The sequence below is a fragment of the Niveispirillum sp. FG156 genome (assembly GCF_057809555.1).
Genome location: NZ_JBMDKE010000031.1, coordinates 70,463 through 82,421 on the forward strand (window position 1 = coordinate 70,463; position 11,959 = coordinate 82,421).

Genomic DNA, 11,959 nt, shown 5'->3' on the forward strand with positions numbered 1-11,959 from the left:
CAGAAGCGGGGGCCGGCACCCGTTTCCCGTTTCTCGGATGATGAAGATGACGATGACAAACCCTGCCCCATCCGTCCCGCCTGCCCCTGGCCAGCGCCTGCCTTTCCTGGACTGGGTCCGGGTCGGCGCCTTTGCTCTGTTGATCCTTTACCATGTCGGCATGTTCTATGTGACCTGGGATTGGCATGTGAAGAGCCAGCATGTGGGGCCGGGGCTGGAACCGCTGATGCTGCTTTCCAATCCCTGGCGCCTGTCGCTGCTGTTCCTGATCTCCGGTGTTGCCACCCGTTTCATGGCCGACCGCATGGGGCCGGGCGAACTGGCCCGGTCACGCTTGCCGCGCCTGGGCATTCCCCTGCTGTTCGTGATGGCGGTGCTGGTGGTGCCGCAGCCCTATTACGAGGTGGTGGAGAAGATCCAGTATGCCGATGGGTTCCTGGCCTTCTATGGCCGCTACCTGTCCTTCTATCAGGGCTTCTGCCGGGGCGATGACTGCCTGACCCTGCCCACCTGGAACCATATGTGGTTCGTGGCCTATCTGCTGCTTTATACGGGCCTGATCGCCTTGATCCTGGTGATGGGCGGCGGGCGCTTCCTGATCCGGTTGGGGCAGGGGGCGTGGACGCGGCGGCCGTGCATGGTGCTGCTGCTGCCCATACTGATCCTGGTCGGGCTGCGCCTTAGCCTTTATGACCGGTTTCCCGTCACTCACAACCTGACCTGGGACTGGTACAATCACGCCGTCAGTTTCGGCATGTTCCTGCTGGGCTATGCCATCGCCCGCAATGGCGACCTGTTCGACCGGCTGGCGCGGATGCGCTGGGAGGCGCTGGGCGTGGCGCTGCTGGCCTGGGGTGCTTATGTCTATTGCTGGTCGCTCTGGACCTTTCACGAGAATGACATGCCGTTCAGCGGCGATGTCCTGCGCCTGATCGCCCGTACATCCTATGGCGTGGAACAATGGGCCATGATCCTGGCGGTCCTGGGCTTTGCCCGACGGCATTTCAACCGCTCCACGCCGCTGCTGCGCTATCTTTCCGTCGGGGTGTTCCCCTTCTACATCATCCACCAGACCCTGATCGTGGTGGTGGGCCATCACCTGACGCCCTTGAACCTGCCCGTGGCGGTCGAGTCCCTGCTGCTGATCGCGGCCACGGTGGCGGGATGCTTCGCCACGTACGAGTTGGCGCGGCGGGTAAAGCTGCTGGGGCCTTTGTTGGGGGTCAGATAAGGCTTTCTTTACCCCTGGGGGTGCATTCTGTCCCCCGCCGGCGAACAGCCGGCCTTGGGGTGCGGAGTGTGATGTGAGTGGCGTTGCCAATGTCCAGGACATGACGGGGATTGCCGCGGATGCCATTGTCGATGGCCGGCTGCGCGCCCTTGTCGAATACTGGGCCCGTGTGCGCGGGGCCGGACGGGCGGCACCCGCCCGCAACGACCTGAACCCCGCCGACATGCAGCCTCTGCTGCCCTGGGTCATGCTGCTGGATGTCATGACCGGGGATTACCGTTACCGTCTGGTGGGGACCGGCCTGGATGGCCTGTTCGGGCGTGCCCTGACGGGCAGCACCCTGCGCCAATCCTGGCCCGCCCATCTGGGTGACCATTGGCGGCACTGGATGGACCGGGCCAGCCAGGATGCCTGCCCCGTGGCCAGTTCCGCCCTGGTCAATACGCGGCGCGGGCGGCTGCGGCTGGATGCCGTCATCCTGCCGCTGTCCAATCATCAGCAGGGCCGCATCGACATGCTGCTCTGCGGCCTGATGGGTGCCTCTGTCCGCCACCGCGCCTCCCCCCTGCTGCGCCCCGCCGATGAGGTGGTGGAGGATAAGCTGGTCTCGTTCGAGGCGGCCCCACTGACGGTTTGAGGCGGCAGCGGCAGGGTGCTAGGGTGGCGGCCCCTTCCGCTAGACCTATGACCCACGTGACCGACAGCAGCACCCGCCCCGACAGCACCGCCAGCGCCCCCGTCTCCCCCATGATGGCGCAATATCTGGAGATCAAGCGGCAGCATCCAGGCTCGCTGCTGTTCTACCGCATGGGCGATTTCTATGAGCTGTTCTTTGACGACGCGGTGCAGGCGGCGGGCGCTCTCGACATCACCCTGACCAAGCGCGGCCAGCATCAGGGGGAAGACATCCCCATGTGCGGCGTACCCGTCCATTCCCATGAACAATACCTGTCCCGCCTAATCCGCGCCGGCTTCCGCGTCGCCATCTGTGAACAGACCGAAGACCCGGCAGAGGCCAAGAAGCGCGGCAGCAAATCCGTGGTCCGCCGCGATGTGGTGCGCGTAGTCACCCCCGGCACCATCACCGAGGATGGGTTGCTAGACGCGCGCTCCAACAATTATCTGGCGGCGCTGGCGGAGGCAGGGGGCGAGGGGGCGCTGGCTTGGCTGGACCTGTCGACGGGGGAGTTGACCCTGTCGCCGGTGGAACGCGCCAATCTGCCCTCGCTGCTGGCCCGCCTGTCGCCCGGCGAATTGCTGCTGCCGGAACGGCTGAGCCAGGTGGAGGAGCTGTCGCCGCTCTGGGATGAATGGCGCGCCCGCCTGACCATTCAGCCCAATGCGCGATTCGACAGTGAGAATGGGCGCAAGCGCCTGCTCGCGCTCTATAATGTCGGCACCCTGGATGCGTTCGGCGCCTTTGGCCGGGCGGAGGTGGCGGCCGCCGGCGCTCTGGTCGACTATGTGGAACTGACGCAGAAGGGTCGTCTGCCACGCTTCGACGTGCCGCGCCGTCTGGCCGCGGGTCAGGTGATGGAGATCGACCCCGCCACCCGCCGCAACCTGGAACTGACCCGCACCCTGACCGGTGAACGGCGCGGCAGCCTGCTGGCCGCCATCGACCGCACCGTTACGGGGGCTGGTGCCCGGCTGCTGGCCGGGCGGCTGTCGGCCCCGCTGACCGATCCGGCGCGCATTGAGCGGCGGCTGGACATGGTGGCCTATCTGGCCGGCGAAACGCCCTTGCGCGTTGATATCCGTGAGGAATTGCGCCGCACGCCGGACGTGGAACGCGCCCTGACGCGCCTGACGCTTGACCGGGGCAGCCCGCGCGATCTGGCTGCCGTGCGCGATGCGCTGGAACGGGCCGTTTCCTTGCGCGGGCGTCTGGCCTATGGCAATGGCGGCATCGGCACGCCCCTGCCGGCGGGGATGGCCCGCATCGTCAATGGTCTGGCGGGGGGGCAAGGGGGCGATCATGAGGCGCTGATCGGCCTGTTGTCGCGGGCATTGGGTCCCGATCTGCCCATGCTGGCCCGCGATGGCGGCTTCGTGGCGGCGGGATATTCCGGTCCGCTGGATGAATTGCGGGCGCTGCGCGATGACAGCCGCCGGCACATCGCCAATCTTCAGGCGCAATATGTGGATGCCACGGGCATCGCCTCCCTGAAGATCCGCCACAACAATGTGCTGGGTTATTATATCGAGGTGACGGCGGTTCATGCCGACAAGCTGATGTCGGAAAAGCACCGGGCCGATTTCATCCATCGTCAGACCATGGCGGGGGCGGTGCGCTTCACCACCGTCGCCCTGTCCGAACTGGAACGCAAGGTGGCAGAGGCCGGCGATCGCTCCCTGGCGCTGGAGCTGGAGATTTTTGGGCAGTTGGTGAAGGCGGTCATCGATCTGGCCGACCCCATCGCCACCACGGCCCGCGCGTTGGCGACCTTGGATGTCACCGCCTCGCTGGCCGATCTGGCCGTGGATGGCGGCTGGTGCCGGCCCGAAATGGCCAATGACCTGTCCTTTGACGTGCGCGGCGGGCGACATCCCGTGGTCGAACAGGCGCTGGCGGAAAATGGTGGCGCGGCGTTCGTGGCCAATGATTGTGACCTGTCGCCGGGACAGCGCCTGTGGCTGCTGACCGGTCCCAACATGGCCGGTAAATCCACCTTCCTGCGCCAGAATGCCTTGATCGCGGTGCTGGCGCAGATGGGGTCCTATGTGCCGGCGCGCACCGCCCGCATCGGTACCGTGGACAAGCTGTTCAGCCGTGTCGGTGCCGCCGACGATCTGGCGCGCGGGCGTTCCACTTTCATGGTGGAGATGGTGGAAACCGCCACCATCCTGAATCAGGCCACCCGCCATTCGCTGGTCATCCTGGATGAGATCGGGCGCGGCACGGCCACCTTCGACGGCCTGTCCATCGCCTGGGCCTGTGTCGAGCATCTGCATGAGGCGGCGCGCTGTCGCGGCCTGTTCGCCACGCATTATCATGAGCTGACGGCACTGTCGGCCAAGCTGCCCGACCTGTCCTGTCACACGATGCGGATCAAGGAATGGCGGGGCGACGTCATCTTCCTGCATGAGGTGGCCGCCGGTGCCGCCGACCGCTCCTATGGCATCCATGTCGCGCGTCTGGCCGGGCTGCCGCCACAGGTCATTTCGCGTGCGGAACAGGTCTTGCAGATCCTGGAGAAAGGCGATCAGGCCAGTGCGGCAAGCCGGCTGGCCGATGATCTTCCCTTGTTCGCCGCCATGGCCGCGAAACCCGTCCCGCGTCTGGTTGTTTCGGAACCGGAATCATCTATGGTGGAGATGGAACTGCGCACCATCAACCCGGATGAGCTGACGCCCCGTCAGGCGCTGGACGCGCTGTACCGGCTGCGGGGTCTGCTGGGCTGATCAATCGGTCAGCAGGCTGGTGATCAGCACATCCTCGACCACGGGCTGGCCGATAATGTCATTGGCCAGATTGCGGACGTGGCGCTTCATATCCGCCAGTTCCGCCGGCCCGGAATTGCGCGTCAGGCTGCCATCTACGGGCAGTTCTTCGGTCAGCTTGCCGACGATGCGCGGCATATAGGCGGTGACCAATGCCGATTCCGCCGGCAATTGTTCCGTCTTGCGCACCACCAGCTGCATGACCAGCCGGATGAAGGCATAGCGTTCCTTGCCCGGCAGCAGCAGGGGCGGGACATTGATGAAGCGCAGTTTAGGATCATCGGCTGCTTTGCCTTCCGCCCAGGCCTGTCCCGGCAGGGCCAGGCCGGCCAGTGCCGCCATGCCAAGCTCCAGGATCTGGCGCCTGTCCGCCATCCGCACCTTCATATGATCGCCCCTGGTGATGCCCCGTCACAGGACAGCAGTAAGCGGTAAACGGCCCCGCCCCGCAAGCCCACCCGTATGTCCTTCCGGTGAGCATGCAGCCACCGCATGCCTGTCGCGGCGATTATCAAACCATACAGTCCATTAATCCGGGTTGACCACCAGCCGGACAAGGCGCATTTTGCGTTTCAATACTGGACTGTCCAGTTCCGAAAATATTCAGACCAGGAATAGACCCATGAACAGGAAGATCGCCTTGGCGTTGGCCGTGCCGCTGCTGCTTGCCGGTACCTATGGCGGCTGGCATTGGTGGTCCGTGGCGCGGTTCCAGGAGGCGACGGACAACGCCTATGTCGAGGCTGACATCACCATGATCAGCCCGCGTGTCGAAGGGTATGTCGGCGCGGTAGAGGTGGTGGAGAACCAGATGGTGCAGGTGGGCGATGTGCTGCTGCGCCTGGATGACCGCGACTTGGCGGCCAAGGCCGATCAGGCCCGCGCCCGCCGGGATGCTGCCGCAGCATCCATTGCCAATATCGACAGCCGCCTGACCCTGTCCGGCGCCCTGATCCGTCAGGCCGATGCCGGTGTCGCCGCCGCCCAGGCCGAACAGCGCCGGGCCGGCGCCGATGCCCAGCGCTATACCGCCCTTGCCACCCGCGAATTCGCCAGCCAGCAGAAACTGGCCACCACCCAGGCCGACGCGCAGAAGGCCGGCGCCGCCCTGACCAAGGCGCAGGCGGCCCTGACCGCCGAACGCGACCAGCTGTCGGTCCTGTCCACCGAACGGGCCAAGGCCGAGGCGGCATTGGAGGAGGCGAATGCCGCCCTGGTGCTGGCGGAGAATGACCTGGAGAAAAGCGTGATCCGCGCCCCCATCGCCGGTGTGATCGGCAGTTCCGGGGCACGGGTGGGACAGTTCGTGAAGGCCGGGACACAACTGATGGCCCTGGTCCCCGTCCAGGACGCCTATATCACCGCCAATTTCAAGGAAACCCAGATCGGTCGCCTGCGCGTGGGCCAGCCTGTGGAACTGTCCATCGATGCCTATCCGGGCATGAAGGTTGAGGGCCGGATCGATAGCCTGTCGCCCGCATCGGGCGCGCAGTTCAGCCTGCTGCCGCCCGAGAATGCCACCGGCAATTTCACCAAGATCGTGCAGCGCGTGCCTGTGCGCGTGGCCCTGCCCAAGGATGGGCCGCTGGCCGGTCGTCTGCGTCCCGGCCTGTCGGTGGAGGTCAGCGTCGATACCCGTCATGACGGGCGTGACCTGATCGGCATCGCCAAGGCCGACACGGCCATTCCCCAGCAGGTCGCGGTGCGGCCATGAGCAGCACCGCCGCCACGCTGGACAGTATCCCGGCTGTAGAACCGCCGTCCATCACGGCAGGCATATCGAAGCGGACCCTGGTCGGCTTCGTCGCCATGGTGTTCGGCATGTTCATGGCCATCCTGGATATCCAGATCGTGGCCAGCAGCCTGCGCCAGATCCAGGCCGGCGTGGCTGCCAGTGCCGATGAGATTGTCTGGGTCCAGACCAGCTACCTGATCGCCGAAGTGGTGATGATCCCGCTGTCGGGTTACCTGACGCGGCTTTTGTCCACCCGCGTGCTGTTCACCGTGGCGGCGCTGGGCTTTACCATCACCAGCATGCTGTGTGCCCAATCCTCCTCACTGGAGGAACTGGTGCTGTGGCGCACCTTGCAGGGTTTTATCGGCGGCGGGATGATCCCCACCGTGTTCGCCACTAGCTTCACCGCCTTTCCCCCAGCCCGCCGCGCGCCCGTGACGGTCGTCATCGGTCTGGTGGCCACGCTGGGCCCCACGGTCGGGCCGACGCTGGGTGGCTTCCTGACGGAGCAGTTTTCCTGGCACTGGCTGTTCATGATCAATCTGCTGCCGGGCCTGGCCGTGGCGGCCATCGTCTGGACTTGCATCGATATCGACAAGCCGAACTTTTCCCTGCTGAAAGGCATCGACCTGCCCGGCATCGCCCTGATGGCCCTGTTCCTGGCCAGCCTGGATTACGTGATCGAGGAGGGCGCGCGGGAGCAGTGGTTTCAGGATGAGACGATCCGCGACTTTGCCCTGCTGGCCCTGATCGCCGGGATCGGGTTCTTCTGGCGGGTCCTGACCTATGAAAAGGCCATCGTGGACCTGAGTGCCCTGCGCAATGTCAATTTCGCCATGGGTTCCATCTATGGCTTCATCGTCGGCATCGGGCTTTATGGCTCGGTCTATATGCTGCCGCTCTATCTGGGGCAGGTGCGCGGCCTGAATGCACAGCAGATCGGGTCGACCATGGTGGTGACGGGCATTTGTCAGTTCCTGTCCTCCCCCATCGTCGGCATACTCTCTTCCAAGATGGATGTGCGCAAGGTGCTGGCCATCGGCTTCACCCTGCTGGCCACCAGCTTTTACATCTCCGTCCCCGTCACCGCCGACTGGCAGTTCGACCAGCTGCTGGTGCCACAGATGATCCGGGGTGTAGGCCTGATGTTCTGCATCATCCCCATCACTTCGCTGGCCATTGGCACCCTGCCGGCGCATCAGGTGCCCAACGCCTCCGGCCTGTTCAACCTGATGCGCAATCTGGGCGGCGCCTTTGGCCTGGCCGGGATCAATACCCTGATCACGCAGCGTATGGCCCAACATGGCCGCGTGCTTTATGACTGGATCGACCCGACCCGGCCCGAGGTGCAAAACTTCCTGTCCGGCGTCGGGGCGCGGGTGGCGGATGCCACGGGGGCCGATCCGGCCACCGCCGGTCTGCCGGTGCTGGCCGCGACCATCCAGAAACAGGTGACGGTGATGACCTTCTCCGACCTGTTCCTGGCCATGGCCGTGGTCTTCACCCTGGCGTTGCTGACCCTGCCCTTCGTGAAGCGGCCCGTGATGCGGGGCGCTGCCGATCTGGGCGGGCATTGAGGGATGGAGTGTGTCATGACGGTGAGCATGGTGGCCGACGACGTACGCGAAGGGCGCCGGGGGGCCGGACGCCCCCTGGACATGACCAAGCGCGACGCCATCCTGGACGCCGCCGAGGATGTCTTTGCCCGCGAAGGCTATGGCGCCAGCATGGACCGCGTGGCCGAGGTGGCGGGCGTGTCCAAGCAGACCATCTACAAGCATTTCTCCGCCAAGGACCGGCTGTTCGATGCCATGGTGGTGCGCCGGTCTGAACGCATGACCGAACCCGTCACCATGGGCGATCCCGCCGCCCCGCCCGCCGAGGTGCTGACCAATCTGGGTCTGCGCTTTCTGGAACTGATGGTGGAGGGGCAGCTGAACTGTCTGCTGCGCACCATGCTGTCGGCGGGGGCGCAGAGCGATATGTCCGGTCATTTCTATCAGACCGGTCCCGCCGTCTCCCTCTCCTGCCTGGGTTCCTATCTGAAGCGCCAGCATGATGAGGGGCGGTTATCCATCCCCGATCCGATGCTGGCCGCGGAACAGTTTTTTGGTCTGATGAATGGCCATGTGCAGCTGCGCGGCCTGCTGGGTGTCCTGCCCGCGATGGGTGATGCGGAGCGGCAGGCACGGGTAGACGCGGCGGTTCGGGTCTTCATGGCCGCCTATGGGCGCTGAAAAAGCGGCTCAAAACAGCAAGGGGCGGCCCCATCGGGACCGCCCCTTGTTCTTTATCGCCACCCGTTCCCGGTTCAGGCTGTGCGGCGCAGGGTCGGGCTTTTATGGGGCTGGATCAGGTCGGACAATTGTGCCGCCAGTTCCCGGCCCCGGTCGGTCAGGGTGATGATCTTGCGTCGGCGCTCACGCGGGTCTTCCTCCGCCTGCACCAGATCGTGACCGGCCTTGCCGAAGCTGTGCCACTTCGACAAGGCGGCCACGTTGCGGGAGGCGGAGGATTGCGCGATGCCCAGACGCTCCGACAGGTCACGGATCGACAGGCCCTCATTCTGCGCGATGGTCAGGAATGACAGCGCATATTGAATGGGCAGGTCAGGATCCAGCGTGCGGAGCGCTTCCAGAACGCGGACCAGCGGGTCCAGCGTTTCAGGATGCCATGCGGCGGTCCCTGGATTGGTAGGCATCGTGGTGACGGCCATCGTTTGTGGGTCCCCTGGCCACCGGGCGCCAACGGCCCGGCGTATAAATCACATGGAGGCGGCCAAGCCAGATCAGGGTTTCGCCATTCTCGCGCCGAACTTCATAGCCGCGCGTGCGTGGGGCGTCCCGATGGGGCCGCGCGGTCAGTTCAAAGAAGAATTTCGGGCCGTTGCCCAATGACATGAAGAAGCTCATCACTGCCCTCGATTGTTCGGAAGATCGTTTGTTGGTTGAGGGGGATTTGTCGTGCAGAGGTCATGCAGCCGGTACCGCGCAGGCCGTGCCCACGCTGGGTACCGGTACGATTAAACAGATTATCCATAGAAAATTCTCCTCTTGGCTGGGGGGTGGCGGGATGGGTTCAGAAGGATTTATCGCCGAAGGACGGGAAGGTTGCAAGGAACAATCTGTCCCTGTATTCCGTCAGTTCCGAGATCGGATGAATACGGAACGAAAAAGGCCGGTTGGCCTGCCGCGCACCCCGCTCCAGGGCGTGACGGGTATCGGCATCCAGATCGCGCAGGATCACATCCGGCAGGTCGGGATAGGGACGGGGGATCGGGGTCAAAAGCCGGGCAAGCCGCGCCGGCAGGGTCAACATGAACATCACGGGGTCATCTCCGGTTCGGGTGGGCCTAAATCATCCGATATCGGATATAATCCGTCAACATGCATAACCCTCAGATCAGATCACCCATATCCAGCGTGCCGGTGAAGCCCGTGATGTTGACGATGAAATCGTCGGTGCTGAAGACCGAGCCGGCGGTGGTGCCGGTGACGATCAGGTAGGTCTGCTCGCCATAGCTGAACAGGCCCGCCGTCAAGGTGGTCTTGGCCAGGGGACCGGTGGAGAACAGGGTGAAGATGGCGGCGGCCAGGGTGGTGCCGGTCAGCGCCGTGGTGCCGTCCAGCACGGTTTTCACGGTGAAGGGCAGGTCGATCCGGTCCTGCCAGTCGCCACCGGTACTGCCCAGGTCAAGATCGGTGATCTGGTCGATGATGGTGGCGGTCAGGGTGCCGGTGCCACGGCTTTCAATGACGGAGGCATATTGGAACAGATCCTTGTCCGCCCCGCCTGTCAGCATATCGACACCACTGCTGCCCACCAGCGTATCGACGCCCGCCCCGCCGATCAGCGTGTCATTGCCATTGCCGCCATTCAGCCGGTCGGCGCCATCACCGCCGGTGATGATATTGTTGAGCGCATTGCCCGTGCCGGTGAAGCCCGCGCTGCCGGTATAGGTCAGGTTCTCAACCTCGGCCCCCAGGGCATAGCGCACAATCCCGCTCATCACGGTGTCGGTGCCGCCGCCCGTCCCCTCCGTCACCACATCGCCGGTGGCATCGATGATATAGACATCGTTGCCGGCCCCGCCGATCAGTGTGTCATTGCCGGTGCCGCCATCCAGCGTGTCCGCCCCGGCCCCGCCCGTGATCTTGTTGGCCAGCGTGTTACCCAGCCCGGTAAAGGCGGCACTACCCTTATAGGTCAGGTTCTCGACATAGGTGCCCAGGCGATAGGTGGCAAGCGTGGTCTGCACCTCGTCCGTGCCGCCCAGGTTCAGTTCGGTGACCTGATCGCCTTCATCATCGACCACATAGGTATCGTTGCCGGTGCCGCCGGCCATCATATCGACACCGGTGCCACCATTCAGCAGATCGTTGCCCGTGCCGCCCGACAGCGTGTCGTTGCCGGCCCCGCCCAGCAGCGTGTCATTGCCGTTATAGCCCCAGATGATGTTGTCCAGCGCGTTGCCCGTGGCGGTCTGGCTGGCCACGCCGGTGATCACCAGATTCTCGACATTGTCGGGCAGGGTATAGCTGACCAGGGTATAGACCGTGTCGGTGCCTTCCCCGGCATTCTCCGAAACCTTGTCGGTGGTGGCATCCACCTCATAATGGTCGTTGCCGATGCCGCCCTGCATCTCATCAACGCCCAGCCCACCGCGCAGCAGGTCGGAACCGCCGGCCCCCACCAGCACATCATTGCCGGCCCCGCCGATCAGCAGATCGGCGAAGGCACCGCCGGTGATGGCATCATTGCCATTGCCGCCATCGACGGAGGCGGAGCCGTTGGCGCCGATGGTCAACCGGTCGGCGGCTGCCGTGCCCTTGCCGGCCTCGAACTCTGCCCGCAGACGGTAGATCACCACCTCGTTCGGGGCCATGGCGGCCAGGGCGGTGGCGGTCAGCGTGCTCTCCGCCGTGATGTTGCCGCGCCCGCGATTATCGATCAGCGTCAGGCCACCATCCACCGTGCCCGTCACGATGAAGGTATGATCGGTTGTGCCCACGCTGGCGCTGGGCGTCCAGTTCAGGCGTACAATGTCGCCGGCGCGCAGGCCGCTGGTCCAATCGTCCGGCGGGGTACCCACAAAGGCACCGGCCAGCAGCCAATGGTCGTTCTGGGCCCGCGCATTGATCAATTCATAGCGCACGGCGGCCAGCACGCTGCCCCGTGTTTCGCCATCGGCCACGAAGAAGGAATTGTTGGCCCCTTCGGCGATGGTCGCAACCTCGCGCACGAAATCCATATCGGCGGCGGCACCCACGGCCAGCCCCAAATTTGACCGGGCAATGGCCACGATCTCAGCGGCGCTCAGCTTGCCGGCCTGCGCGCTGGTCTTGACCATTTTTGTCTGCCAGTCGGCCATCACATCCTCAAAGCTGCCCCCCGAGTCCGCCGGGGCCGGTCGCACAGGTATTGGATTATAGCAGAACTAGATAAAATGCGAACGATTGCCCCTTCAATTAAAAAGCCCCCGTCCGGTTGCCCGCTACGGCATTCACAGATTTGAGTTGCGTTGCTTTGTTTGTAGTGAATCAATGGTC

Annotated in this window: 11 protein-coding genes; 6 read left to right on the top strand and 5 right to left on the bottom strand. The window is 64.5% G+C overall.

Features of this window, described 5'->3' with window-relative positions; translation table 11 throughout:
* Positions 1-46: 46 nt before the first annotated feature.
* From ACODSP_RS19425 to mutS, 3 genes are all read left to right on the top strand, one after another.
* Positions 47-1,231 carry an acyltransferase family protein gene (locus tag ACODSP_RS19425; protein ID WP_488967199.1) on the top strand — a complete coding sequence of 395 codons (1,185 nt, stop codon included), beginning with the start codon at positions 47-49 and terminating at the stop codon, positions 1,229-1,231.
* Between the two features lie 73 nt (positions 1,232-1,304).
* Positions 1,305-1,868: a PAS domain-containing protein gene (locus ACODSP_RS19430; RefSeq protein ID WP_488967200.1), complete on the top strand. Its 564-nt coding sequence runs from the start codon at positions 1,305-1,307 to the stop codon at positions 1,866-1,868.
* Between the two features lie 47 nt (positions 1,869-1,915).
* Positions 1,916-4,636, top strand: a complete 2,721-nt coding sequence (gene mutS, locus ACODSP_RS19435) for a DNA mismatch repair protein MutS (protein WP_488967201.1) — start codon at positions 1,916-1,918, stop codon at positions 4,634-4,636.
* Here the strand turns inward: mutS and ACODSP_RS19440 are convergent, their stop codons facing one another.
* On the bottom strand, positions 4,637-5,050 hold the full coding sequence (locus ACODSP_RS19440) for a hypothetical protein (RefSeq protein WP_488967202.1): 414 nt from the start codon (positions 5,048-5,050) through the stop codon (positions 4,637-4,639).
* A 247-nt stretch (positions 5,051-5,297) separates the two neighbouring features.
* On the opposite strand from ACODSP_RS19440, the gene ACODSP_RS19445 reads away from it, so the two are divergent.
* From ACODSP_RS19445 to ACODSP_RS19455, 3 genes are read left to right on the top strand one after another with little or no spacing between them, the layout of a single operon-like run.
* On the top strand, positions 5,298-6,389 hold the full coding sequence (locus ACODSP_RS19445; RefSeq protein ID WP_488967203.1) for an HlyD family secretion protein: 1,092 nt from the start codon (positions 5,298-5,300) through the stop codon (positions 6,387-6,389).
* A complete protein-coding gene (locus ACODSP_RS19450; protein ID WP_488967204.1) occupies positions 6,386-7,987 on the top strand; it encodes a DHA2 family efflux MFS transporter permease subunit in 1,602 nt (533 codons plus the stop codon). Before ACODSP_RS19445 ends, ACODSP_RS19450 begins: the two co-directional genes overlap by 4 nt.
* Before the next feature lie 15 nt (positions 7,988-8,002).
* Entirely contained in the window at positions 8,003-8,647 is a 645-nt protein-coding gene (locus ACODSP_RS19455) for a TetR/AcrR family transcriptional regulator (protein WP_488967205.1), read from the top strand.
* Positions 8,648-8,721: 74 nt separating this feature from the next.
* Here ACODSP_RS19455 and ACODSP_RS19460 read toward each other — a convergent pair whose 3' ends face one another.
* From ACODSP_RS19460 to ACODSP_RS19475, 4 genes are all read right to left on the bottom strand, one after another.
* Positions 8,722-9,126, bottom strand: a complete 405-nt coding sequence (locus tag ACODSP_RS19460; protein ID WP_245924303.1) for a MarR family winged helix-turn-helix transcriptional regulator — start codon at positions 9,124-9,126, stop codon at positions 8,722-8,724.
* A 149-nt stretch (positions 9,127-9,275) separates the two neighbouring features.
* Positions 9,276-9,449 (bottom strand): hypothetical protein, encoded by a 174-nt coding sequence (locus ACODSP_RS19465; protein WP_488967206.1) that lies wholly within the window; start codon positions 9,447-9,449, stop codon positions 9,276-9,278.
* Between the two features lie 39 nt (positions 9,450-9,488).
* Positions 9,489-9,737 carry a hypothetical protein gene (locus tag ACODSP_RS19470; RefSeq protein WP_488967207.1) on the bottom strand — a complete coding sequence of 83 codons (249 nt, stop codon included), beginning with the start codon at positions 9,735-9,737 and terminating at the stop codon, positions 9,489-9,491.
* A gap of 70 nt (positions 9,738-9,807) precedes the next feature.
* Positions 9,808-11,781, bottom strand: coding sequence for a bluetail domain-containing putative surface protein (locus ACODSP_RS19475; protein ID WP_488967208.1), 1,974 nt, complete (start codon positions 11,779-11,781; stop codon positions 9,808-9,810).
* Positions 11,782-11,959 lie beyond the last annotated feature (178 nt).